Origin of the sequence: Paenibacillus sp. FSL H8-0283 (genome assembly GCF_045040675.1) — a bacterium.
In the GTDB taxonomy this organism is placed as follows: Bacteria; Bacillota; Bacilli; order Paenibacillales; family Paenibacillaceae; genus Paenibacillus; species Paenibacillus amylolyticus.
Genome location: NZ_CP150295.1, coordinates 6,060,473 through 6,085,789 on the forward strand (window position 1 = coordinate 6,060,473; position 25,317 = coordinate 6,085,789).

At 45.9% G+C, this 25,317-nt stretch carries 25 protein-coding genes and 2 pseudogenes; 7 read left to right on the forward strand and 20 right to left on the reverse strand.

Annotated features, from left to right (window positions below):
- Positions 1 to 112 precede the first annotated feature (112 nt).
- On the reverse strand, positions 113 to 745 hold the full coding sequence (locus tag MHI52_RS26810) for a TetR/AcrR family transcriptional regulator (protein ID WP_340984223.1): 633 nt from the start codon (positions 743 to 745) through the stop codon (positions 113 to 115).
- A 214-nt stretch (positions 746 to 959) separates the two neighbouring features.
- Here MHI52_RS26810 and bacA point away from each other — a divergent pair, with 214 nt between their 5' ends.
- A complete protein-coding gene (gene bacA, locus MHI52_RS26815; protein ID WP_017692204.1) occupies positions 960 to 1,769 on the forward strand; it encodes an undecaprenyl-diphosphate phosphatase in 810 nt (269 codons plus the stop codon).
- A gap of 281 nt (positions 1,770 to 2,050) precedes the next feature.
- On the opposite strand, the gene MHI52_RS26820 is transcribed toward bacA, so the two are convergent.
- The 6 genes from MHI52_RS26820 to MHI52_RS26845 form a co-directional block, all read right to left on the reverse strand.
- On the reverse strand, positions 2,051 to 2,233 hold the full coding sequence (locus MHI52_RS26820) for a hypothetical protein (RefSeq protein ID WP_124118151.1): 183 nt from the start codon (positions 2,231 to 2,233) through the stop codon (positions 2,051 to 2,053).
- A 222-nt stretch (positions 2,234 to 2,455) separates the two neighbouring features.
- Entirely contained in the window at positions 2,456 to 2,782 is a 327-nt protein-coding gene (locus tag MHI52_RS26825; protein ID WP_405157960.1) for a thioredoxin family protein, read from the reverse strand.
- Between the two features lie 85 nt (positions 2,783 to 2,867).
- Positions 2,868 to 3,776, reverse strand: coding sequence for an aldo/keto reductase (locus MHI52_RS26830; RefSeq protein WP_405157961.1), 909 nt, complete (start codon positions 3,774 to 3,776; stop codon positions 2,868 to 2,870).
- Between the two features lie 180 nt (positions 3,777 to 3,956).
- On the reverse strand, positions 3,957 to 4,127 hold the full coding sequence (locus tag MHI52_RS26835) for a hypothetical protein (protein WP_338707038.1): 171 nt from the start codon (positions 4,125 to 4,127) through the stop codon (positions 3,957 to 3,959).
- Positions 4,128 to 4,342: 215 nt separating this feature from the next.
- Positions 4,343 to 5,086 (reverse strand): 2,3-diphosphoglycerate-dependent phosphoglycerate mutase, encoded by a 744-nt coding sequence (gene gpmA, locus MHI52_RS26840; protein WP_076328872.1) that lies wholly within the window; start codon positions 5,084 to 5,086, stop codon positions 4,343 to 4,345.
- 73 nt (positions 5,087 to 5,159) lie between these two features.
- Complete coding sequence (locus MHI52_RS26845) at positions 5,160 to 5,732, reverse strand: DUF420 domain-containing protein (protein ID WP_405157962.1); 573 nt, start codon at positions 5,730 to 5,732, stop codon at positions 5,160 to 5,162.
- Positions 5,733 to 6,107: 375 nt separating this feature from the next.
- On the opposite strand from MHI52_RS26845, the gene MHI52_RS26850 reads away from it, so the two are divergent.
- Both MHI52_RS26850 and MHI52_RS26855 read left to right on the forward strand, forming a co-directional pair.
- Entirely contained in the window at positions 6,108 to 7,298 is a 1,191-nt protein-coding gene (locus MHI52_RS26850; protein WP_405157963.1) for a cation:proton antiporter, read from the forward strand.
- An 863-nt stretch (positions 7,299 to 8,161) separates the two neighbouring features.
- Positions 8,162 to 8,815 (forward strand): annotated as a pseudogene (locus tag MHI52_RS26855) (transcriptional regulator).
- 517 nt (positions 8,816 to 9,332) lie between these two features.
- Here MHI52_RS26855 and MHI52_RS26860 read toward each other — a convergent pair.
- The 10 genes from MHI52_RS26860 to MHI52_RS26905 form a co-directional block, all read right to left on the reverse strand.
- Positions 9,333 to 9,818 (reverse strand): DedA family protein, encoded by a 486-nt coding sequence (locus MHI52_RS26860; RefSeq protein WP_036606861.1) that lies wholly within the window; start codon positions 9,816 to 9,818, stop codon positions 9,333 to 9,335.
- A gap of 13 nt (positions 9,819 to 9,831) precedes the next feature.
- A complete protein-coding gene (pssA, locus tag MHI52_RS26865) occupies positions 9,832 to 10,377 on the reverse strand; it encodes a CDP-diacylglycerol--serine O-phosphatidyltransferase (protein WP_017692194.1) in 546 nt (181 codons plus the stop codon).
- 21 nt (positions 10,378 to 10,398) lie between these two features.
- Positions 10,399 to 12,147: a cell wall metabolism sensor histidine kinase WalK gene (locus MHI52_RS26870; RefSeq protein ID WP_282320196.1), complete on the reverse strand. Its 1,749-nt coding sequence runs from the start codon at positions 12,145 to 12,147 to the stop codon at positions 10,399 to 10,401.
- Positions 12,144 to 12,824: a response regulator transcription factor gene (locus tag MHI52_RS26875; RefSeq protein WP_036606855.1), complete on the reverse strand. Its 681-nt coding sequence runs from the start codon at positions 12,822 to 12,824 to the stop codon at positions 12,144 to 12,146. The genes MHI52_RS26870 and MHI52_RS26875 overlap by 4 nt, the downstream gene beginning before the upstream one ends.
- Before the next feature lie 249 nt (positions 12,825 to 13,073).
- On the reverse strand, positions 13,074 to 13,886 hold the full coding sequence (gene thiD, locus MHI52_RS26880) for a bifunctional hydroxymethylpyrimidine kinase/phosphomethylpyrimidine kinase (RefSeq protein WP_017692191.1): 813 nt from the start codon (positions 13,884 to 13,886) through the stop codon (positions 13,074 to 13,076).
- 105 nt (positions 13,887 to 13,991) lie between these two features.
- Positions 13,992 to 14,699 (reverse strand): ABC transporter permease, encoded by a 708-nt coding sequence (locus tag MHI52_RS26885; protein ID WP_083669903.1) that lies wholly within the window; start codon positions 14,697 to 14,699, stop codon positions 13,992 to 13,994.
- Complete coding sequence (locus MHI52_RS26890; protein WP_405157964.1) at positions 14,683 to 15,606, reverse strand: ABC transporter ATP-binding protein; 924 nt, start codon at positions 15,604 to 15,606, stop codon at positions 14,683 to 14,685. Before MHI52_RS26890 ends, MHI52_RS26885 begins: the two co-directional genes overlap by 17 nt.
- A gap of 127 nt (positions 15,607 to 15,733) precedes the next feature.
- Positions 15,734 to 16,666, reverse strand: coding sequence for a sensor histidine kinase (locus tag MHI52_RS26895; protein WP_405157965.1), 933 nt, complete (start codon positions 16,664 to 16,666; stop codon positions 15,734 to 15,736).
- Positions 16,663 to 17,328, reverse strand: coding sequence for a response regulator transcription factor (locus MHI52_RS26900; RefSeq protein ID WP_405159427.1), 666 nt, complete (start codon positions 17,326 to 17,328; stop codon positions 16,663 to 16,665). The genes MHI52_RS26895 and MHI52_RS26900 overlap by 4 nt, the downstream gene beginning before the upstream one ends.
- A 203-nt stretch (positions 17,329 to 17,531) precedes the next feature.
- The gene (locus MHI52_RS26905) at positions 17,532 to 18,383 is read right to left on the reverse strand and encodes a DegV family protein (protein ID WP_036606840.1); all 852 of its coding nucleotides are present in this window, start codon (positions 18,381 to 18,383) and stop codon (positions 17,532 to 17,534) included.
- Positions 18,384 to 18,688: 305 nt separating this feature from the next.
- Here MHI52_RS26905 and MHI52_RS26910 point away from each other — a divergent pair, with 305 nt between their 5' ends.
- From MHI52_RS26910 to MHI52_RS26925, 4 genes and pseudogenes are all read left to right on the forward strand, one after another.
- The gene (locus MHI52_RS26910; protein WP_036606839.1) at positions 18,689 to 19,465 is read left to right on the forward strand and encodes an ABC-2 family transporter protein; all 777 of its coding nucleotides are present in this window, start codon (positions 18,689 to 18,691) and stop codon (positions 19,463 to 19,465) included.
- Positions 19,462 to 20,262 (forward strand): ABC transporter permease, encoded by an 801-nt coding sequence (locus MHI52_RS26915; protein WP_036606837.1) that lies wholly within the window; start codon positions 19,462 to 19,464, stop codon positions 20,260 to 20,262. The genes MHI52_RS26910 and MHI52_RS26915 overlap by 4 nt, the downstream gene beginning before the upstream one ends.
- Positions 20,263 to 20,284: 22 nt before the next feature.
- Positions 20,285 to 21,255 (forward strand): annotated as a pseudogene (locus MHI52_RS26920) (ATP-binding cassette domain-containing protein).
- Positions 21,256 to 21,351: 96 nt separating this feature from the next.
- Positions 21,352 to 22,029 carry a succinylglutamate desuccinylase/aspartoacylase family protein gene (locus tag MHI52_RS26925; RefSeq protein ID WP_315370948.1) on the forward strand — a complete coding sequence of 226 codons (678 nt, stop codon included), beginning with the start codon at positions 21,352 to 21,354 and terminating at the stop codon, positions 22,027 to 22,029.
- 86 nt (positions 22,030 to 22,115) lie between these two features.
- Here the strand turns inward: MHI52_RS26925 and MHI52_RS26930 are convergent, their stop codons facing one another.
- From MHI52_RS26930 to MHI52_RS26940, 3 genes are all read right to left on the reverse strand, one after another.
- Positions 22,116 to 23,171, reverse strand: coding sequence for a serine hydrolase domain-containing protein (locus MHI52_RS26930; RefSeq protein ID WP_405157966.1), 1,056 nt, complete (start codon positions 23,169 to 23,171; stop codon positions 22,116 to 22,118).
- Between the two features lie 166 nt (positions 23,172 to 23,337).
- The gene (locus tag MHI52_RS26935; RefSeq protein WP_036606833.1) at positions 23,338 to 23,739 is read right to left on the reverse strand and encodes a MerR family transcriptional regulator; all 402 of its coding nucleotides are present in this window, start codon (positions 23,737 to 23,739) and stop codon (positions 23,338 to 23,340) included.
- Positions 23,740 to 23,764: 25 nt separating this feature from the next.
- A complete protein-coding gene (locus MHI52_RS26940) occupies positions 23,765 to 25,252 on the reverse strand; it encodes an alpha/beta hydrolase family protein (RefSeq protein WP_405157967.1) in 1,488 nt (495 codons plus the stop codon).
- Positions 25,253 to 25,317: the final 65 nt, after the last annotated feature.

Sequence of the window (25,317 nt, forward strand, 5' to 3'; positions counted from 1 at the left end):
CGTTAACTTCCTCTCAGTCGTGTATTAATCTGGATGTACATTGGGTTACTTTATTGTGACTAAACCGCAGTTGTACCCATTATTCCCTGCTATTTGTTTAATCATGTGAATCTTATGTGCCTAGCAGTCCGTAAAACTCAAAGCTTGCTGCCTCAGCTGCCAACGATGAAGCTGTCATGGCTGAAAATTTGCTGTGTAACTCATCGGAACCGAACAACCAGCGTGATATCATCCCTTCAATCATGCTTACCAATAGCGCTGCTCGAAGTGGAACATTCATGCCCTTAGGCAACATGCCGAGTTCGATGGCACGTTCCATATTGTGACGAAACGCAGTTTCCACAGCATTACGTGTCTCCTCAACCAGGCGTTGTACGGACTCTTCCGTCACGATGCCTTTGAGCAACAATTCCATAAAATAACGATTCTGCGCGGCAAACAAAAACAAGTCAGTGAACAGCCTTTCCGATGCTTTCACCATATCTTCTACCGATCCTGCATCCTTGCGGTACCCTTGTCCAATCGACTCAAGTAACTCCTCCTTGCCCGTTAAGACAATCTCCGAAGCAATAGCTTCTTTACTCTTGAAGTGCCAGTAGAACGTCCCTTGCGCCACACCAGCCTCGCGGACGATATCGGAAATTTTCGTCTGATGGTAACCTTGGGTTGCAAAACGCTCCATCGCTATGCGTATTATTTGGTCCCGGCGTTCTTCACCGGGTTCCAAACCGTTGATTTTGGTCATTCATGTAACCCTCCCGATTGATCAGTCAGTCAGTTAAGTTATATCCTATGGGATAACTAGGTTTTTGTCAATATAGTTTTAAACAAATGGTTACAAGCATAAGTTGAAGTTGAGTGCATTTGTGATCATAATAGGTGATAGCCTTGTTCAAATGAACAGGCATGGTCAAGCAGGACAGCCTGTGCTGTCACCTGCATTTCAAGGAGGAAGAGAATTGGACATTATATCATCCATTATTATGGGCATCATCGAAGGTTTGACTGAGTTTTTGCCCGTGTCCTCTACTGGACACATGATTCTGACTGCCCACTTGCTGGGTTTATCGGAGGACAACGAGTCAGTCAAAACGTTTGAGGTGGTTGTTCAACTCGGAGCTGTACTTGCTGTTGTTGTACTGTACTGGAACAAATTCATTGATATGTTCCGCTTCACCGGAGGGAGCAGACCTTACTCCCGCCGCCTCAATCTGGGACATATTTTCCTGGCGATGGTTCCTGCCGTAGTCATCGGACTTGTATTCCGCGACTGGATCAAGGCACATTTGTTTGGTCCGGAAACAGTGCTGTACAGCCTCGTTATAGGTGGTATATTGATGATCGTAGCCGAACGCTGGAGCCGGAAGAGTGGGCGGATTACTACCCATGATGTCGATGATATTTCCTACAAACAGGCATTCGCGGTGGGTATATTTCAGATCTTGGCGTTGTGGCCAGGCTTCTCCCGTTCCGGGTCAACGATCTCAGGCGGTCTCTTTGCAGGGGTAAGCCGTGTAGCCGCTGCGGAGTTCACATTCCTCGTGTCTGTGCCAATTATGATTGGTGCTACGGGATATGACCTGTACAAAAGTATCGATCACCTGAACGGCAGTGATTTCCCAATCTTTGCGATTGGATTCATCGCTGCTTTCATCGTCGCCATGCTTGCGATCAAAACGTTCCTGTCCATTTTGAAAAAATTGAGCCTGACCGTCTTTGCTGTGTATCGCTTTGTCTTGGCAGCCGTGTTCTTTATTATTTTGATGTAAGCATTACAATTCAAGTAATTAGACAGGCAAAATCAATGGCGGCCTCACGTTCCCTTGGGAAGCGAGGCCGCCATATTTTATATTGCTATACTTCCGTTACTTCATGTTTCTGTTGCTTCACAATTCTGTTGCTGCTTCAGAGACAGCAATACCCGTAATTAGAAGAAGTCTGATTCTTCATTACTTCCTTCTTTGCTGGGTTGGTTCACTTGTGATGCCGACTAGGTTTACTATGTATCATGGACAACCATATTTATGTTCACTTCTGAAAAGCAGCCTGTCTAATACCACTCTTTTACTTGAAAGTTCCGGTGTTTCTTTCGATTCTTTAATCTCTCACGCAGATTATATCTATTCTCCTTTTGTTCCTGTAGCAATTGCTTCACCCCGATCATCAACAATCGGTATCTTCGGTCATCATTGTGACTTAATTGGTGCATTTCTTCAAAAATTTCATTCTTCATACGGATCTTGTTCACTCCAAATATTCAGTTTGTTCTCACAGTATACATGGGAGCACTGAACAAATTCTAAACAAGCGTTGTTTCTCAACTTCAGTTATTCGAATGCACATTTGAATGCACATCATGCGTGCTGGAATGAAACAGAAAAACCCCTTCCTGTCGCGAGACAAGAAGAGGTCTCCTTAGCTAAATTAATTAGACAAACTGCTGAGTCTCGTACGCTTAAACTTTGGATTCAAGCGTCTCCAGATACTCGGAGATTTGAGTAGGTGTTTTAGCCCATTTGCTATGCAGATGTGCGATTTTCTTGCCGTTCTGGAAGACGAGCAGGCTTGGAATGCCGCGTACACCATTCTCTTCGGCAAACGGCTGGAACTTTTCTGCATCCAGGGCATAGAAGGTTTTGTCCGTATGTTGGTCGATAACATCCCCGATAAAACGATCCAGGTTTTTGCAATCCGGACACCAGGTTGTATCAAATTTAATGACGGTAAAACCATCAGAGTTAATTGTATCCAAATATTGCTGTTCACTTTGAATTCTTTCCATATGTCTTCTCTCCCTTATAAGTTCCTTTTTTGGCTGATCTTCATTGTACCTCGTATAGTTACAATTGAAAATAGGCTTAATGGAGTTAACGATGCTGCTTGTACAGATTAGCGGGACTGAGTTCTCGTATTTCCTGAATTTCCGCAGGGGTGAGTTCAGGCGAATTCGAAGCAACAATATTATGCAACAACTGTTCTCTTGAACTGGCACCAGGGACAACAGCTGCTACGGCAGGATGGGATAACGCGTAGCGAATAGCCGTCTGAGCCATACTGCGTTGGTCTGTAACAAGACGACTTAACCCTTGCCGAATGGTATATAGTTGCTCTGGCGTATAGTCCAGATAACCTTTGTCTGCCTTGGCAGATCCGGAATCGGCAAGCACACCGCTAGCTACTGGTCCACGGGCAATTACGCTGATCCCCTTTTGTTCCAATAAAGGCAGCACTTCTTCTTCCGCTCTGCGGTCAGCAATGCTGTACTGGTTCATCACACTGACGATGGCTGCCCTCTTTACATACTCCCGAATCACATTGGGACGAATGGAGGAAATTCCGTAATATCGGATAAGTCCTTCCTTCTTCAGTTCATCAAACGCTTCGATCGTCTCTTCGATGGGGTCGTCCAAGGTCCCGCCATGTAGCTGATACAGATCGATGTAATCGGTCTGCAGACGCTTCAGACTTTCATGTACAGCCTGCTTAATGTAGGCTTTGGACGGGTCCCATGACCAGCCCTCTTTGCCAGGCAGACGACGATTACCTACTTTGGTCGCCACAATGACTTGGTCCCGACGCCCTTTAATAGCTTGTCCTACAATCTCTTCATTACGCCCTTCGTCATACAGATCGGCTGTATCCAACAGATTGACCCCATGATCCAGAGCCTCATGAACCAGACCCACAGCGTGCTCCATTTCAGTTCCAAGTGACATACATCCCAGCCCAATCTCAGACACCATCAGTTCGGATGTACCCAGACGATTTTTCTTCATATGTGCATCTCCCTCCATACGTTCTGCAAGTATCCATTGTATCATTCTTGCTGGCAAAAATCGCATGCCTCACCGAAACAAAGGGTAGTTTTCAACTGCACAAAAAAACCTGGAACGACTTCATCTCCAGGTTTCTCGTGATCATCATTTAAATTCAATCGATAAACGAACTATCGCAATCTATTTCACTTCCACACGTGGTCTGGTTTTACTTGTTCCATTGGACGAATTGGGGTTTTTCATCATACCCGAGACAGTGCTAAACAGCTTATCTCTTGCTTGTTTGTTCCTCATCAGATAAGTCACACCTGCGCCGATAGCCGTCATGAGTATTCCTCTTCTTTTAGACATGTGCTTCTCCTCCTTCAGGATAAATGTACATCGTGTCTTGTTTGACAATTACCCTGTGGGAGCAAAACGAAACGAAGTACAGGCTTGATCGCAGAAAAAAAGATGACCTCCGAATTCAATTCAGCGGTCATCTTTCAATCGTCCTGTTGAAACATCAACCGAACGAGATAAATCATACAAGCTTTCGTACAATCAAGACATACGTCCATGTCCAATTAATCAGATGGCGTTGCCACATGGGTCATTTCTTCATGTTTGTAGGTCGAACCATCGGCGGTCAGATAAAAGTGTCCGATGGGATGCAGATCTTCATCCAATTCGTAGACAAGCGGAATGCCCGTTGGGATATTGAGCGCCATCACGTCTGCTTCGGACAATTGGTCCAGATGCATGACGAGTGAACGGAGCGTGTTCCCATGCGCAGAGATCAGCACTCTTTTGCCAGCAGACACCATCGGTTTAATCTCCGCATTCCAGTACTCCAGAACACGCTTCGAGGTATCCATTAGGTTCTCCGTAAAAGGGATGGTGCATCCGAGCCGCTTGTACTTGTCCAGATCCTGCACATATCGGTCATCTGTTTCGTCCAGTGCAGGGGGAGATACGTTCACGGATCGTCTCCATTCCTTTACTTGGTCTTCCCCGTACTTCAGAGCAGTCTGCTGTTTGTTCAGTCCTTGCAGTGCACCATAATGGCGTTCATTCAGCTTCCAAGTCTTCGTAATAGGAATCCACATGAGGTCCATTTCATCCAGCGCAATATCGAGTGTTCGGATAGAACGTTTCAGCACGGATGCATAGGCGTAATCAAAATCAAATCCCTGTTCCTTCATGATCTTCCCTGCTTTACGTGCTTCTGCGTAACCATCCGTCGTCAGATCCACATCAGTCCATCCGGTAAAACGATTCTCTACATTCCACATGCTCTGTCCATGGCGAATCAAAACAACTCTGTACATAAATGTGAACCCTCCTTCCATGGAAACATTACCCACAAGTCAAATTAATTAGCACAATGAAACGTTCATCACATTAATAATATGGTGCCATCATCAGGTATACCACCACACCTGTAGAACTGACGTACAGCCAGATTGGCATCGTCCAACGTGCAATTTTGCGGTGTTTCTTCAATTGATTCGTCCAACCCCATACAAGTGTGAACAACGCCAATGGAACAATCAGGGCTGCCAGTATACTATGGGTAATCAGAATGAAGAAATAAATGGAACGAATGATGCCCTCGCCGCCGTATTTGGACGTCTCTGGTGAGAGGTAATGAAACGTCAGATAGGTCACGAGGAATAACAGTGTTGTTGAGAATGCAGCAAGAATAAATCGTTTGTGCAGCTTCACATTTCGCTTGATAATCGCAATAAGCGCTGCGAGCAGGAAGATAAAGGTAAAGCTGTTAAACACGGCATTAAACCGCGGCAACACCGTAATATCAAAGGTTACATCACCTTTGTAACCAATTGACGGTGCGAAGAACAATAATAAAATAATGACATTAGCGAGAATGGAAATCGTGATAATGATGCCTGCGAAATTTTTATTACTCGTCGGGGATGGAATGTTCTGCTCCCCTTTGTTATTTTTGCCCAATGCAAAATCCTCCTCATATCCTAACTTCTATGTTCTATATCATTATATCTCGGCAATTACGGGCTGTTAAGTGACAACACTCTGAACAAAAACCGCTGCACTTCCCTATAAAATGCCCCTTTGCGGCCGTTTTCAATCAAATCCAAACCGGCTCCCATTTACCCGAGTCTACATTTGTGGTATAATTAATGCAATTAATCACATACGCGTTGAAACTGGAGGAGCCTGTCACCAAGGGCCCCTCTTTGTCTTTTTCAGGCACAGAACGGCACTTTCCTAATGCCTTTCTGTGCCTTTTTGTCTGTTTGAAGCGGAGGATGGATCGCCCTTGGGTTGGTTAACCTATAGACGCTACTACTGGAGGGAAGAACAGCTATGGAATTTATTTTGGTTCTTGCACTTATTTTAATCTTTACCAAACTCGCTGGTGATCTATCCGTAAGATTGGGTCAACCATCCGTTTTGGGGAAACTGATTGTAGGTGTCATCCTCGGACCTGCGCTGCTCGGTTGGGTGGAGAAGACAGATTTCGTTCATTATATGGCGGAGATCGGGGTACTGTTGTTGATGTTCATCGCCGGACTGGAAACCGATCTGGAGCAATTAAAGAAAAACTGGAAGGCGGCCTTTGCTGTGGCCGTCGGTGGTGTTATTTTACCTTTTGTAGGGGGATACGGTTCGGCCATAGCATTTGGTATGTCGCAGACACACGCGCTGTTCTTTGGACTTTTATTCTGTGCCACTTCCGTCAGTATCTCAGTTCAGACGTTGAAGGATATGAATCAACTGAGTTCACGGGAGGGTACAACAATCCTTGGTGCAGCCGTTGTGGATGATGTGCTCGTTGTGGTTCTGCTCGCCGTCATGATGAGCTTGCTCGGCACAGGTGGAGGGGATGTCTCTATTGGATTGTTGATTGGTAAGAAACTTTTGTTCTTTGTCATCATCTTTGCAGCAGGCTGGTGGCTTGTGCCACGGGTCATGAAATGGATGGCACCATTGCGGGTCACGGAAACCGTGATTACGACAGGACTCATTATCTGTTTCCTCTTTTCATACTTTGCAGAGTGGATGGGAGTTGCTGGAATCATTGGTGCATTTGCCGCTGGTATCGCGATCTCCCAAACCAAATTCAAACATGAGGTTGAAACTAAAATCGAGCCGATTGCTTACGGAATATTTGTCCCGGTTTTCTTTGTCAGTATCGGCTTAAATGTCACTTTTGATGGTGTGGGTTCACAAATTTGGTTTATTGTTGTTATAAGTCTCATCGCTATTGTTACCAAACTTATCGGTGGTGGAGCTGGTGCCCGGCTGACCGGGTTCGACCGTTCCTCTTCTATTGCTATTGGTGCAGGCATGATCTCCAGAGGGGAAGTTGCTCTAATTATTGCTTCGACCGGACTTGCTTCGGGCTTGCTTGATTCAGAGTATTTTACCAGCGTTGTGATCATGGTTATTGTGACTACACTGGTTACTCCGCCACTCCTCAAAATCACCTTTGCACGTAAAAAAGGGGAGGAGCGGGTTGAAAAAGGAATTGAAGAATCTCATTTGAACGGGTGAGATATGTCTCAGTTCAAAACTTAACAATAAAGATTCCATTGTGGCACTCTGAACTCTAGACTTCAGTTGTGTCCCTAGAATTACTATGAGTGTCTTGCGACTCAGGTAAGCTGTGTCTTGATGATATGCTGCACTTTTAGCTTTTCGCATTTGGCACACCCAAGGCATCCAGTCGTCACACATACTAACACTGTCTTGAAGCATCAACGGGCGTAAAATTCCTGAAATGTAGGCCGGCTGCGCCTTAAGAATAACCCTTCATTTTTTCTAAGGAACCCAGTACGTCTTATTTGGTCCTCTGGCTCTCTTTTTCAATTGTAAGAAACATCAGACACCTTATTTCCCAAATTTTCATAACAAAACGCTGAAAATGGCTGTACATTCCGAAATAACGTTTCTCAGATTCCTTAGCTCTTATTGCCCGCTCTACGCTTCTTTCCAAGCATGAGCAAGAGAAGACGCATACCCGCGGTACGAAGAACTTAATTTAAATGTAAACAGCCTTGAAGGCGAGAATAATCTACTTTTACAGCGTCTATATCGCTTACTCGCACATTAAGGGACGCGTTCTCACACATTTAAAGTGTAGCACCTACTAGCTCGGAATACGTCCAGTCTCGTTCTGGCATTCAGACCTTGGCTTGAGATATCCTCTATTGGAAAAGGTATTGAAATCATTCCATATTTAAAGCTATACTTGATCTAGAAATGTAACACATCGGTCGTGAAGCACACGCCGCTTTGATCCATTCTCCCCTTCAACGCGAAGGTTGGAAATGGTCAGAGCGGCTTTTTGTATTTTGACATGACGACCTGAAGCCTGTTCACGTTCGTTTATTTTATTTTTAGAGGAGATGAAGACGATGAGCATTGATTTTGAGGAGGTTTACGATGTTTGGATGCACTCCCTTCTGGAGAAGGAAACGAACCCCAGAGTACTGTCCAGACTAGAAAATGGACTTGAACATGGCACGTTGGAATTTTTACGTTCAGTCTGGTTTCCGGTGATGAAAAACTTTAACCATTTGCAACCCGAATAGGAAGTTCGAGACTTTCATAACGGCTATCGGTATTTGGATCTTGCATACATGCCAGGTAACGGCGTTAAGGGAGGTATTGAGATTCAGGGATACGGGCCACATGCCCGTGATCTGGATGTACGGCGTTTTAAAGATTTATGCTGGCGGCATTGTCTGCTAACGCTTGATGATTGGATTTTTCTGCCGATCGCGTATCTCTCCATTAAAGACGAACCGAAACGGTGCCAACAGCTTGTGCTCTCTTTTATGGGAAAATTCATTGCTACGGACGTTCCGACATCCTTAAATTGGCTAGAAGCCGAGACTGTTCGTTATGCCAGACGCATCATCCGTCCATTTGCCCCCTCGGAACTAGCAACACACCTGCGAATCACGGATCAACATGCTCGAAGAGTTCTTCACAGCCTGATTGATCAACAAGTATTACATGTCGCTAGTGGCGCTCAACGATATCGAACGTATATCTTACGAACATGAGACACTCTATTTCGCCGATATCGTACATATCCATTTTTTAACGAACTCAGGACATCTTATTGTGATGATATGAAGTAGATCAGGGCACTTTTTCGGGCCTTTTCGTGAAATAAGTTTGCTGGGATTCGTTAGAATTCCAACATGCCTCTTATCTCGATAATAAGCTCACCTGAGTTCGTTAGAATTTTAGAAATGACTCCGAAACTTTTGGAGTTATTATTATAACTTTTGGAGTTACTACTATTAAACCTAATTGCGAACCAGTTTAGATACTGGAGTGTCAGATACTTTCATCAATATCGAGTTTACATGGAGATTTACACGGAGGAATAGCTCTGAGCTAGAATTTACTTGAAATAGCTTGCGGGCTAGCCGACAGCTCCAAGGGTAAGTTACTTGTAGTCGATTAAATTACTTAGAATGAGGTCTCCGACCATATATAGAAAAACAAAAAAAGACCACCTTACACTCAAGAGGTCTTCGATCTTTGCCTGTTGTTACAACAGGCTGTCCCATTTTAAGTTAACACGCCAACATAAAAACCAATCGAGATAAAGACAACACACCAGACGAATGCACCAATGCCCGATACAACTACGTACCTGCCGATGGCCATCTTGCTAATTCCGGAGAAACAACACATCAGATGACGAATGCCTGGAATGAAGTAACCCAGGATGATGGACCAATACCCATATTTGAGGAACCACGACTCCACCCTGCTGAATCGTTTGGCATTAACGCCAACCCACTTGCCGTATTTTTCAACCAGCGGCCTGCCCGCTTTTTTGCCAATCATGTAGCTAAGCAGCCCTCCGGTAAATGCGCCACCGAAGCTGACGGCGATGGATACGGAGTAATTCAATACCGAGATGGAGGCGAGATAACCGACAAACGTCATCATCACCTCATCCGGAATTGGCATTCCAATAACGCCAAGAGCCAGTAGTCCGTATATTGCGAAATAACCATATTGACCAATAAATTCTTTTGCAAATTCCATACTGACTCGCTCCTTATTTCGGTTCCACAATATCCTTCTCATGTGAGGCTAACACTTGTTTTAGAGACGGGAATCGGATTTGGCTCACCATGAGACTGGATAATACAATAATGACAAGATAGGCTACACCATGTGTGAAATAAGGACTCCAGAGTGCGAAAAAGGACATCAGACCTCCCGCAAATGTAATCGGCATTCCGACAAAACCACTGCTTGCTGTCTTCTGACAGTTATAACGGGCCAGACGTAAAGCACCGCAAATCGGAAACAATGCAGTCAGTGCCATCCCCAGCACACTCACTTCAATCATGGAATTCAGGTACAGAATCAGCACGGGTGCTGTTCCGAATGAAACTACATCCGCAAGCGAGTCCAGGGACTTGCCGAACTCACCCTCACAATGCAATTTGCGAGCCGCATACCCGTCAAACAGATCAAAGAACATCGCTACCCATATCATCATCACAGCCAGGGCAAATTCACCATGAATAGCCATAATGATTGCCAGCATGCCTGAACTCAGATTCCCCAAGGTTAATATCGATGGTAAAGATTTCATAAGATTTGACTCCCTTTCGTACTAGGCTTTAGGAAAAATAATATAAAAACGGACTCCATCCGGTGTATTCTCCACTCCATAACTGCACCCATGCAGATCAAGAATCTGCTTCGCAATGGCCAGACCAAGCCCGGTACCACCCATTTTACGATTACGTGAGCGCTCTACCCGATAGAACCTCTCCCATATATACTGCCGCTCAGCTTCAGCTATCTGCTCGCCCTTATTCTCAATGGAAATATGGACAAAACCTTCACGCCTGCTAATCTCAATAGTTATATCGGTATGTGGTATCGCATGACGTATAGCATTCATCATGATATTGAAAATAACTTGCTCCAGCTTGCTTCGGTCACCCTCAACCGTCTGTTCTGTTGTGGATACAAGCACCACATCCAATCCTTTGTCCTTCAGTTGCGGACCCAGACGGCCGGCGATATCTTCAATCATGTCAGCCAGTGCAACAGCATCCGTATTCAATTGAACCGCTGAGGATTCCAGTCGCACCAGATCCAGCATCTCTTCAACCATCGTTTCCATTTTGATCGCCTCATCGGCAATGATCTCAATGTAACGCTCCCGTTTGCTCTCACTCACGCCATCCTTCAGCCCTTCAGAATATCCCTTAATAATGCTGATTGGAGTCTTAAGTTCATGTGATGCATCGGCAAAAAACTTGCGCTGACGCTGTTCAATCTCCTGCTTCATTTCCATATCTGTACGCATCTGCGTGTTGGCCTGCCTCAGCTCTTCCAGTGTCTGACCCAAGGTTCCTGATAAGGCATTAAGGCTGTTAGACAGACTGCCGATCTCATCATTACGCCGGATGGGTGATTTCACCGTGAAATCCAGCGTAGACATTTTTTTCGCGACATGGTTCAAGGCCAAGAGCGGCTTCGTTATAATTCGGGACAGGAGTAACGCCAGCAACAGAATCAATATAAATGCCCCAATGCCAAAATACGCATAGAACAAACGTGTTGCCTCATTCGCTTCCCTCATCTCCTGTAGAGAGGTGAGCGAAAAGATCAGTTGTTGCTCGGGTCCGGAACGATGCACTGGAGCAATGGTGATGACATTGCGAACACCGCTCCAGCTATCCATCCATTCTTCATTGAGCATTTTGCCATTCGCCAAGGCAAGTTGGTCTTCGGTGGATAATGGGAACCGGCTATCCAGTGCTTGCACCAGCAGTCCCTGCCTTTGACTCCACGTTGCCAGATTGGGAAGAACTACCTCGGTTAATACGCCTGACCATTCCTTTACAGGTTCAATTGATTCCTGAAAGCTTTCTGTTCCCCATGCGGCAGAAGTGGCATCCTGGATTTTGAATGGATAGACCATGGATTCGCTGGCCGGACCTTTCACCGTCAGTTCTTGCCCATATTTTAGATGGGATGTAATCCAGCCAGCATTCTCACTATTGATAAACAAGGACAAGGACACTTTCACGTGACTTCCATCCTCTTGAAGCAACGTAATGTGGAACGGGTCATTAACCAATCTTCCGGTATTCGTCAAAATGACCAGATGTGATTGATTCTGACGCATGAACTTCCCGGTCTCCTTGGCTAGCTGTAAATCACTCCAATGCCCATTGGAGTATTGCTGTTCGAACTTGGACAGCTTTTTCTTCATACTGCTGACCTTTTGATGCTGATAGAAGTCGGGGAACCAGAACAACTGGGCAAAAACCGTCGTCCCATATAGAAGAACCAGACATCCTGCCATGACCAGGAAAAGCTTCATCGTTACGCCATTTCTTCTCATGCTTCTGCCTCGAAACGATATCCAGTGCCAATCACCGTCCGGATACACTTGGCTTCATCACCCAGTTTGCTGCGCAGCTTCTTGATGTGGGTATCTACAACACGTGAGTCCCCTTCAAAATCAAATCCCCAGATCCGATTCAAAATGGCATCCCGGGACAACACAATGCCTGCATTACGTACCAAATAAAGCAACAGATCATATTCCTTTGGTGCAAGTTCCACTTCAATTCCGTCCTTCTCCAGACGTCTGGCCCATGGATCAAGGGTTACCTGTCCGAAACGAATCACACCCTGCTCTCGTCCAAATGCACCTTCAACACGCTTCATTAATGTCTCTGCACGTGCAACCAGCACACGTGGACTAAACGGTTTGGTAACGTAATCGTCTACGCCCAGCTGAAATCCATGAATTTTATCGTCATCCTCGGACCGTGCAGTCAGCATGATAATAGGTACGGTGGATTGGGATCGAATATGCCCACATAACGTCCATCCATCCATTTCAGGCATCAAAACATCCAGAATAACCAAATCCACCTCATGCAGAGCCAACAGTTCCAGTGCCTGTACTCCATGTTCTGCTTCTATGACGTTCCATTGTTCTTTTATGAAATAATCGGCCACAATCTCACGAATGCGGCTTTCATCTTCCACCAGAAGCACTGTTCTGATCATGGCCGACTCTCCTTTTAGATTTCTGATGATAACATACCTATTCCATGTGTCGTTCATGTGTCCACACATGTTTTGGAATGCTCCCATGATATATACGATTAATATAAGCCAAAAGTTACTATTTTTTATAAAAATTCGCATAAAAAAGAAGCCATCAACGAGCAAGCTCCTGCTCATTGACAGCTACTTGAATGAAATCGAAGTGTGTTATCCAGAATTGATGCGCTACTGCGCGCTCCCTGGCAACACTTAACGTTGTTGCTCCAGACGGTGTGCCACATGCAGTGTCGGGCCAACAAAACGGTTTAGCGGGAATCCGCCGGCAATCGCTTTGGTCACGAAGGCTTTACCTTCACGAACAGCCTCTTTCACTGAAAGACCACGAGCCAATCCTGCGGTAATCGCCGCAGACGTCGTGCAACCCGCACCATGCGTATATCCGGAGCCGACAACATCGGCTTCAAACCATTCGTAGTTGGTTCCATCATAGAGTAGATCCATTGCTTTACCCGGGCTAATGACACCTCTGTCCTTGATCAGAACATGTTTCGAGCCATGGGCATGAATTGCTGCTGCCGCTGCTTCCATCTGTTCCTTGGAGCGAATCGGTCCACTCTTCGCCAGTTGGGATGCTTCGAACAGATTAGGTGTAACCAGATCGGCACCTGGCAACAGGAATTCGATCATCGCTTCCGTATTTTCCGGTTGCAGTACTTCGTCTGTACCTTTGCATACCATTACCGGATCGATAACGATCTGTGGCAGACCGCTGCGGCGAATATGTTTTGCTACCAATTCAATAATATCTACAGAACCGAGCATACCTGTCTTCATTGCATCAAAACCGATGCCGTCCAGAACCGTGCGAAGCTGCGCTTCAACCACATTTAATTCAACAGGAAAGACCTGGTGATCCCATGTTTCGGGCTCCATTGCCACAACCGTAGTCAGTACGGTCATGCCATACACACCCAGCTCCTGAAAAGTTTTCAAATCAGCTTGAATACCTGCACCGCCGCTCGTGTCCGAACCAGCTATTGTTAATGTTTTTGGAATCGTCATGGTAGTTGCATTCTCCTTCGTGTCTCAGTTGACATTATCCTATCCCTTGTACGAGCGGATGTCAATGGCATCTGAAGCCATACAGAGCATGGTTTTCCGAATGATTCAGTTCACATCTTTTGTCTCCAGACGAACCATGGACATCGAAGCAATCCATATCCCTATTGCTCCAAGGGTCAGAGGAATAATAATAAGAGAATGAATGGAAACTTCCGACCCGTTGAATCCGGAGCAGACAATCGAAACCAGCAAAATGGACGAGACCATTGTAGTTGTAACAGAATGCTTACGCATACCGAAGAATAGGGGAATGAGTGCCATACACGCAGCCGATAAAGAACTTATACTGTACTTCACCAGAAGTCCCAATATATCCCGATTCGTCAGTGATTCAGGAATGAAGGAGTAGAATTGATTAACAATCAACAATAGTGAGCCCATGAACAGATCGTTAACCATAATCATCACAAATGTAAAACCAAACACGATAATCAATTTGGCAGCGATGATTTTATGACGCTGGATGGGATAGGTGAACATGACGTTCATCGTTTTATTTCTATACTCACTGATCACCAGCTTGGATAATAAAGCTCCTGCAAATATGATAAAGGTCGCTCTCACAAACGTATCAATAATCATAAAGGCGGTCTGGTAATCGGCATAGGCATAATCTTCTGCTCCCACATCCACGAATCCAATCATGATCAGGAAAAGAAGAATGGCTATGCTGGCAATACCTGCACCTGCAAAATTACGTGCAAAACGGTGCTTCCGCATCTCAAGTCTGATTAGTTTAAGCAACGTCTTCATCCCCTTTCACAAGCTTCATGAAGTGTTCTTCCAGGGAATGAGCCCGTTTGGATATCGATTCGATCTCAATGCCGTTTTGGATCAGCTTGGTGTTCAGTTCTGATGGAATAATTCCCGGATCATAGATGCGTAACGTTTGGTCGTCAACCAGTTTATAATTACTCAAACCAAGCTGGTGTTCAATGACATAGGTCGCTTTGCGGATATCCACCGCCTGTAACTCGATGTACTCATTTTGACTTCCACGAATGCTCTCCATCGATACTTCCTCCACCAAGCGACCGCCGCGAATGACACCAACTGTGTCCGCAATCTGCTCTATCTCGCCAAGAATGTGACTGGAGACCAGCAGGGTAATGCGATACTCATTGCTAAGGCGCTTGAACAAATCTCGCATTTCCCGGATCCCTACAGGATCCAATCCGTTGATCGGTTCATCCAGAATGAGCAGTTCAGGTGTGGTTATTAGTGCACGAGCCAGTCCGAGCCTTTGCTTCATGCCCAAGGAGAAGTCTTTGACCGGTTTCTTGCCCGTATCCTTCAGCCCTACCATTTCCATCGTGTTGTCGATGATCTTTTTGTTGTAGAATCCCATGTATTCACAGTGAAGTTCCAGATTCTCGCGAGCAGACAGTCTATTGTAGAAAAAAGGATATTCAATAATACTGCCCATTCGCTTCAGCACTTCATAGGAGGTCGGCGTTAGCTTCTCCCCGAACAGTTCTATCTCCCCTGTGGTTGGTTTGACGAGATTGGTGAGCATCTTCATGATGGTTGTTTTACCAGCACCATTCGGACCTAGGAATCCATAGATCTCACCTTGCTTGATATTCATATTGACGTTGGATACAACCTCCACCCCTTCATATACTTTAGTCACATCTATTGTTCGTGCGATATAATTCATCGTCCTTGTTCTCCTTTACGTCCCCTGTCCGGGTTCCTATATCTATATTGTAAAGAGAAAAGTCTTCTTTTTTATTAATCAAATCTTACAAAAACCTTAAGTCTGACCGGACACGCCAACGCAGGGTCTACCAAGCCTTTAAGGTAACCGAGAATACAGTCCGTTGATGTGGCACACTATGCAAGTGAATACTTCCACCCATCCGCTCAACTAGCCGTTTCGTAATGGTCAGACCCAGGCCACTGCCTTGATAGAGTCGATTGCGGGAATCCTCCAGTGTATACATGCGTTCAAACACACGGCTATGCTCGCTCTCAGGAATCCCTTTTCCCTGATCCCAGATCTGTAACGTCACAGGTGCACCTATTGAATGATCAAGTGAAAGTCCCAGTACCTTACCCTCTGCTCCATATTTCATTCCATTGGTAATGAGATTATCCAGCACACGGTCCAAGGCTTCTTCATTCGCTTGCACGAAGATATCACCATCAGGTATCTCCAGCTCCACGTGCAACCCCAGATTCGTCAACATTTCATAAAAGGAAAGCATCTTCAACCGGCATAATTCGCTTATATTCACCCGACTAAGCACTAGCTCCGTATCTCCAGATTCCAGCTTCGCTAGATCAAAAAAGGAATGGATCAAACGCAGCACTTCCTGCGCCTTATCTTGTATTTTCTCCGTCATAATCTTCCGTTCCTGATCGGTCAATGATGGGCTGTGCAGTAAGGTCTCACTATAACCCAGCACAACGGTGAGTGGCGTTTTCAGATCATGTGAAATGTTGGAGAGCATATTACGCATCTCCTTCTCCTGGTTTGCATAACCGGCCTTTGCACGGTGCGCATGATCCAGCAGCTGGTTCATGTCTTTCAAAAGCTGACTGACTTGGTCATCACTATTGAATACGAGCAAACGCTCAAAGGTGCCTTGATCTAGAATTGCGGATATTTTCTGATGAATATAGGACAGGTGTTGGCTGCGTTTCCGCAATCTCATCCACAATCCAATGACAGCAATGGCCAGAATAGCTGTTGTACTGGCAAAAATCAGTGTCATCCCTGTTCCGCCTCCAGCTTATACCCGATGCCCCAGAGTGTCTTGATATACTGGGGAGCCGAAGGATCTGCCTCCAGTTTCTCACGCAGACGACGCATATGTACGTTAATGATATTTTCGTCTCCATAATATTGATCGTTCCAGACAGAAGCGTAAATCTGAGCCTTGGTGAACACTTTGCCAGGATGGGTAACCAACAGCTTCAGAATTCCAAATTCCTTGGATGTCAGCTTGACGGGTGTACCTTCACGCTCCACCTCGTACGTCTCCATGTTAACTATGAGTCCTCCGATATGAATACGCTGATCTGTAGCCACTTCAGCCACAGGCGGAGTCGTATAATTGGCGCGGCGAATCGCAGCTTTGATGCGGGCAGTCAGTTCGATTAACGAGAAAGGTTTGCTCAAGTAATCATCTGCACCGAACCCCAGACCTAGTGCTTTGTCCACCTCCCCATCCTTCGCAGACAGAATGAGCACAGGGACCAGACTGACTGCCCGAATGGTTTGCAGCACATCCATCCCACTTTTGCGGGGCAGCATCAGATCCAGAATAACCAGATCATACCCGGGTTGTGACTGGCTGAACTGACGTTCTGCCTCTAAGCCGTCATATGCATAAGTGACGTCGTAGCCCTCTTTTTCCAAGTACGGCCCGACCATCTCACTAATTGAACGATCATCTTCAACAAGCAACAAGCGGTGACTTAACACATGTTTCCCTCCAACATGAACAGTTTTCTTTATTACCTCACAGTTTGTTTGAATTGGCAATGACATACGAAAAAACCTGACAGGAGCACCACTTTGGTATAAGTGTGTTTCCTGCCAGGTCTATGAGTGTCTGTAGATCAATGCTGGTGCTTCTAGTCTCTATATCCGTTCTCACTGTGGATCCAGCACAGTCCAATGGTTCCTGCACCTGCATGAATACTCACCACAGGAATAAACGGCATGATTTCGGTCTTTAATTTAGGGAGCAGATTGGCAATCTGCTTCTTGATCGTGACGGCTTCTTCCTGATTGTTCGCATGCATAATGCACACATGCTTTACTTTCTCCACATCCAGCTTGAGCATATCCAGCATGCGCTCTTTTGTCCGCTTGAACGTGCGAATTTTCTCATTCACAACCACTTTACCCTCTTCAAATCGAAGCAGCAGATGGATCTTGAGCAGTTGACTGATGATCAGCTGTGTACCCGACACCCGGCCACTGCGGTGAAGATGTTGAAGACTGGCCGGTATGAGGTAAAAGGACATGTTATCAATCATCTGTTCAATGTTTACTTTGATCTCGGCAGCTGAACATCCCTGCTTCTGCCATTCCAGTCCTTGCATAATCATCTCACGGTGAGGATAGGCACCTGCCTTCGAATCAATTGCGGTCACCGTCACTCCTGCAATCTCTGCAGCCTGCATGGACGTATGCAGCGTTCCGCTAAGCTCTGTAGAGCAATGAATCGTAATAATCTCATCGTACTTGTCTTTGAGCGACTCATACAGTTCAATGAATTCGCCAATAGGTGGCTGCGAACTGCTCGCACGTGAAGCCTCCGCAAGTTTCTCATAGAACATTTCAGATGTAATGTCATCGGTTTCCCGGTAACATTCCTCTCCAAATACGATGCGCAGCGGTACGATGTAGATATGATTTTGCTCCGCAAAAACGGGATCCAGTGTACTGGTACTATCGGTGACCCATGCAATTTTCTTCATGACATCCTTCTCTCTTGCCGGATTGTTCGTTCTGTATCCTCAATCGTCAAGCACAAGCCCGGCGGTTTATTTAAAATTTGAATATTTCACATTGTAAACGTTTGCGATACTACCTCTCAATTATAAATGAACGGACAGACCGTTGTCTTGTGGCGCAATCATGAACACCCCTGTTAATACCATTATTAGCTAAAAAAATGTCTTGCCTGTGAAGGAATAAATTGGTATGCTGTTGTCCTTCTCTCTTTTTCGCCTTGACTGAAGTGAACGGAAACGCCGTTCAATCCACTTATCGGAGGTGTCACATGCTTTATTTCACTCTGGCTTCCAAAGCCTACTCCCGGAATCTGCAATACCGCGGGGCACACATGGTACATAACTTGGCAAGCGCCATGTTTGGTTACATGTATGCCTGCCTCTGGATCGGCATCGGGGCCGACCATACTCTCGGAGAATATGGGACACAGGGGATGATCAGTTACATTGCGTTCACGCAATCCTCTCTCTGGATCTCGGGTTTTCTCACGAACGGATTGGGTATTCCCTTATCCGTCAGGACAGGGCAGATCGCACTGGATCTGATGAGGCCTGTTCATCTGTTCACCCACCTGATGGCACGCGAATGGGGGCAGATTGCCTACCAGTTCGTGTACAAAAGTATTCCGATCTACCTGCTCTTCTCCATTGTCTTTTCCCTGCATTGGCCCTCAGACGTTTCAACACTATTCTATGCCGCACTTGGTCTTGCCGGCGCCGCATACTTATCCATCTGTATGAACTACATCATTGGTGCTACGTCGATGTGGACCACGGAGTCCTCTTGGCTTCACTGGGGCAATCACGCGATGATGAATCTGCTGGCTGGTTTTTTCATTCCGCTGGAATGGCTACCGAACTGGCTTGAACAACTTGCCTGGATATCACCCTACCCTTTCCTGCTCTATGTACCTACCCGAATCTATCTTGGTTTCGAAGATGGCTCCTTGTTATGGGGAACCTTGCTTTGGTGTGTCTTTATGACGTTGATCTGTCTTGCCATCACCCAAGTGTTACGTCGTAAAGTGGAGGTACAAGGCGGATGAAACGGACTTCCTGGTTCAATTTATATAAAATGCTCATTCGAACAAGCATCCGCAGTCGGATGCAATACAAGTTCAATTTCATCATGGCGTCCGTACTGGCCGCTTTAATTCAGATCTCCGAGTTTCTGATGGTTGCTCTCGTGTTGCACAAATTCGGAGCAATTAAAGGCTGGTCCCTCCATGAGATCGGTTATCTCTTCGCCATCATGACGTTATCCAAAACACTGTATCGAACATTCGGAAACGAAGTTCATCATCTGGAAAAATATCTGGTTAATGGTGAGCTTGATCAACTGTTAACACGTCCCATGCCCGTATTGCTGGCACTGCTGCCGCAAAACTTCCGCATCATGGCTGGGGAAGTCCTGCAAGGCGGGTTCATTCTCTGCTGGTCATTGGCAGGCATGATGCATAGCGGACAGATTGGCTGGATAGCCATTCCCTTCTCCCTGCTCATTATCCTGACGGGCGCAGTCATTCTCTTTTCCATCGGACTCGCTACTGCCACGCTCGGATTCTGGACCACACGCATCGAGGAATTACAGACGATCACTGAAGATGCCGCACGAACGGCTGCCCAATATCCGCTAACGTTATATCCCAAATGGATGTCTGGTATTCTGCTGACGGTAATTCCCGTGGGATTCGTCAACTACATTCCGTCACTTTACCTGTTACGGGGTGAAGGAGGAGCGTGGATTCTTGTTGCTGTTGCGGCGGTTGCCGTACTGAGCTTGGTTGCAAGTCTGCGTTTCTGGCAATTCGGCATGACCAAATATCAAAGTACAGGTAGCTAAGGAGGCGAAACGAATCATGAACATGATCACAGCACGGCATCTGCAAAAGGAATTCAAGACTCCTGTTATTCGCGAAGGACGTTTCTCCGGTCTACGTACGTTATTTTCACGTGAATATGTGTCCACAAGGAAGCGGTACGCGATATCAGTTTTGATATCGGCCCAGGGGAATTTGTGGGTTACATCGGTCCGAACGGGGCTGGAAAGTCTACCACGATCAAAATGCTGACAGGTATCCTGCACCCAACCTCGGGTGAGGTAAAGCTTGACGGTATGAACCCACATCAGGACAGGCGCAGGACCGTTGGTCGACTAGGTGTTGTGTTTGGACAGCGCAGTCAGCTCTGGTGGGATCTGCCCGTGAAAGATTCATATGATATTCTGGCCGAGATGTACGGCGTTCGTGCCGAGGATAAAAAGAAACGGCTGTCCCAGTTCGCCGAGCTGCTGGACCTTGAATCGTTCTGGGCCACGCCTGTCCGCAAGCTCTCGCTTGGGCAACGCATGCGTGCCGATCTCGCAGCTTCCATGCTGCATGATCCGGAACTGCTTTTTCTCGATGAACCAACGATCGGACTGGATGTGAACGCAAAGCGGAACATTCGTCAATTTCTACGTACATTAAATGAAACGTTTGGCAAAACGATTTTGCTGACCACACATGACATGGACGACATTGAGCAGTTATGCAGCCGGGTCATGGTGATTAACCATGGTCAACTGACATATGACGGCACGATCTCGTCACTTCGCGAAACCATCGGACTACCTACGCTGATTCGGGTAACGTTCCGAGGAGCGTTTTATATCCCGGATGTTGTGTCGTCCGCGATACATATTACTGGAATGGAAGGACAGATTGTCACCGTCGAAGTGAACCGGAAGGAATGGAGCACAATGGACATTCTGAAACAGTTGGAGCACTGGGGTGAGATTGAAGATGTAGAGATGAAAGAACCCGATTTTGAAGATATCATTCATCGGGTATATTAGTCGGCCCATTTTGTGAGGAAATAGGATGAAGACCTGTTCTTACGCCGTTACATGAAAGAGGGACATGGCGTACTGTAATAACGGAGGTGAAGCGTCATGCTTGTGACCAAACATGTCCTTCTAGCATCCACCGTACACGCTACTCCCTACTTCATTGTACGTGGCATGATGCCGGGACCCGTGATGTTCATTACATCCGGGGTTCACGGGAATGAAACGGCGAGTATGGCCGCTGCGCAAAAACTCGCAAATGATATTGCGACAGGTCGTCACGCCATTCAGCGAGGGCTGTTAATTATCGTGCCACGCGTGAACCAGCAAGCCTACGCTAAGAAAATCAGAGGCAAGCCAGATCTGAATCGTACGTTTCCACGTCGTATGTCAGGCAAGGCCAAGCATCCGCTCGCTGCGGCAGTTTTTCAGCTGGCGCGTGAACATCGGGCCGACTGGTGGCTTGATCTGCATGAAGCTAACGGCCTGTCACAGCTTAGTTCACGGGTGCTTGGACAGACGTTGATCACTAATCCCGGCAGTGGGACGATTCCAGCTTGCAGAAGAGTTATCGAACGGATGAATCGGTCGATTGCCATTCATGATCGTCATTTTAACCTCAAGCAGCATGAATTGCCGGGATCTGCCCGTACAGCGGCTTCAAGACTATTACAAGCCCGTTCCGTCACAGTGGAGACCTGTTGGAGTCTGAAACGCTCGACCCGTATCAAGTATCAGACGAAGATTGTGCACCATTTTCTGCGTGAAGCGGGTATGTCATGATCAAGACTATTAAGATAGAACGAAAAAAAACTCCAACAGAGAGCGCCGAAGTACATCCTCAGGTGATCTCTATTGGAGGTGTTTTTTTATCCCTGCATCATGACTTCCAGTATTTTATTACCCACGGGATCCAGCGGCATGAGTGGATAAAGGTCTTTTTTAGTTATAAACTTGAATATCGCATCCAGATACTCATCCACAATTGAGGCTGATCCAAAACAATAATTGGACAATAATACGATGCCTATACCCTGTTCCTTGTTTAAGGCTAAATAACTGCTAAAACCAAATGTCCCCCCATTATGCCAGAGAATATTCTGATCTAAGAGCTTATCCTTATGCCATCCTAAATATAAGTCCGAATCTCCAATCATTATAGGAACATGACTTTTTTGTATTGCAGAGGCTATCGGATGATCATCATTAAGGTTGGCCTGAACAAATAAACTCATATCGTGAACAGATGACTTGATCGCCCCAGCCCCTGCATGTACACTAAGATCCCAGTGAGGCATCTTTTTCCCCGTTGACGTATGTCCATCTACAAATCTGCCATTCTGTTCTGCATTCAGCATAGCTGCTGTCTCCGTCATGTTTAATGGACCTGTGATATATTTTTTCAGCAGATCGTCATATGTACTGCCTGATACTTTACATAGGATATAGCCCAGTAAGCCCACGCCGGTATTGGAATACTCAAATGAACCCATCTGATCCGCAAAGTCAGCATCCGATAAAAAAGCAAGTAAATCATCCTCGGTATAATCTGAATACGGATTCAATCGGTTTTTCGTGGGGTTCAGATTTGTGGCAAGTCTAGGCAATCCAGAGGTATGCGTAGCAAGACTTTTTAAGGTAACCTTATTCAAATAATCGTTTTTAGCGTTGTATATGTACTTGCCAACCGTGTCATCCGTAGAAAGCTGCTGTTCACGTTCCAATTCTAACAGAAGGATCGATGTAAAAACTTTGGTTACAGAGCCGATTTCGAACAACCTGTGTTCAGGAGAAGCCATGCTCTTCTTTTGGGGATTGCCCAATGAATGATATTCGATATCTCCCTTTGTAATAACGCCAATCTCAAGATGCAGATGTTTCTTTCCTTTGATGTAATCGGATACAAAACCTTGCAAATCCCTCATAGAAAATGTTACTCCTTTTGTGGTGTGAGTTTCATTATTGAAATTATTGAAATCACGTTAAACACCATTATGTATTGGCAAACTACACTATGTATTCTTTCTAAATCTCCGATTCCCTGCTCGTTAGTCAACTCCTGTTTTCTGCTAAACAGGAAAAGAGCCGCGATTACGGCTCTTTCTTTTGCACCCTGAACGATTGAATATAATTGTCGATATCGTCCTCCGGTGTATGCAACAGTCGTGCCAGATTAATCTGCAGCTGTTCCAGATGGTCAATATGCTTCTGAATGTCAGTGATGCGTTCGCGTACAAGGGTTTTTAACGTTTCCTTTTCCATGTCTTCCTGACTGAGTAACTGTAACGTATCCTGTATTTCCTTTAGAGAGTAACCCAGCGACTGGGCATCCTTAATAAATTTAATCTTCACCAAATAATCCTCAGTATACACCCGGTATCCGTTGGAGGAACGACCGGGAGCGGGCAGAATCCCGCTGTCCTCATAATAACGGAGGGTTGCCATACTTACACCGGTACGCTTAGCCAGCTCTCCTCTTGTCATGGTTTCCATAGATACCCTCCATCCTTCTGCTGGGTTATTCCGCTTTTTGGTGACGTAGCTTGGTATACTTGGTATCATAAGTGGCCTCAGGGAATTTAGATGAAGGGCCTTGCAACAACGGCTGCTCCTCCCCCTTCAAATAATGATCAAAGAAGGCCAGCGTATAGGATCTGGTAATATCCACATTATGTTCTGGCGTCATACCTCTGGCAAACATTTTTGGTGAAATTAACGAAATATCCGTAAAGCTTTGATGAAATAAATTCTCCACTGTCAGATAATAGGTATCATTAAGACTGTTTGACATCACCCGATCCAAATCAGGCTCAAACTCGGGATAAAATACTTTATCCTTGGCAGTGGCGTCCGGGTCCAGACTTTTGGCTGTCCCACCCGACATGATATACATAAACGGCTGTTTCAAGGCTGTTGTGGATACTTTACCCCAGAAACCGCCTTCCAAACTAAGTCCTGCTTTGAAACGGTCATCCTGAGCCAGCGCTTCCGCCGTGGTTGCACCGCCGTAGGAGTGACCAAAGATACCGACAGAATCCAGATCAAGCTTGCCTTCGAGCAATTGATTCGGATCATGTGAATTCCACTGTGTGAGAGTGTCCAGTACAAAGCTAGCATCCTCTGCACGAATACCTATACCTTTTATATTATATTGATATAGTTCTTTGGAGGTTGGGAAGTCAGGGTCAGCCTGATAGGAGACTGCACGTCCATCGGGGAATGTCACTTGTGCTGACGTATAAGGGTGATCTATCCCCACCACAATGTAACCGTGGCTAACCAGCTCCTCAATCATCGTCATGCTCTGAAAACGGGCTGAGCGGATACCCGGCGAGAATAGCAAAACCGGATACTTGCTTTGGACGGCGGACATCTCAGCTCCTTGCACCACATGTGTTGGAATGGTATCCAGATAACTGAACACCTGAGACGGAATGCCAAACACCAGACTGATCGCTTCTCCCAATTCACTAGGGTAATGCTCCAGCGGCAGCCCTTGGGCGGTTTTCTGATCCACCGGATACCACACATTAATCATAAGTTCCCGCTTATCTCCTGCCTCGGGTGTTTTGGTCTCTTCGCGAGATTCATCCACCAGGTGTTGAGAGAACGTGCCAATGGCATATGTGCCGGTTGGTTCAGGCATCGTAAAAGCAGGTAAGAGCCAGGTCAGTATGATTGAACCTGCACTGAAGGCCAGAAGCAGAATCAATATCAGCGTCATCTTTATTCTTGAAAGACGGTTGGGTCTCCGCACGCTCTGAACATAACGATCACCGCGGTATGATTTCATGAGTTGAATGATTAACGTAATGAATAATACAAGTGTAACGATATAGGTTGGTATCATCTGCACGCGAAATGAATTAATCAAGCCATGCAGAAGCACTGCCAGAACCAGAGCTGTGAGTATGCCCACTGTTATTGCCCGGCGCTTCGGAAACACTAGCATGAGTACCGTAGCAGCTACGGTTACCAATACCAAAATCCATTCTAAAATTCTCATTATTCAGCCTCCAATATTTCTTGATAAAAAAAGAATAAACCTTGAAGCATACTTCAAGGTCAAGG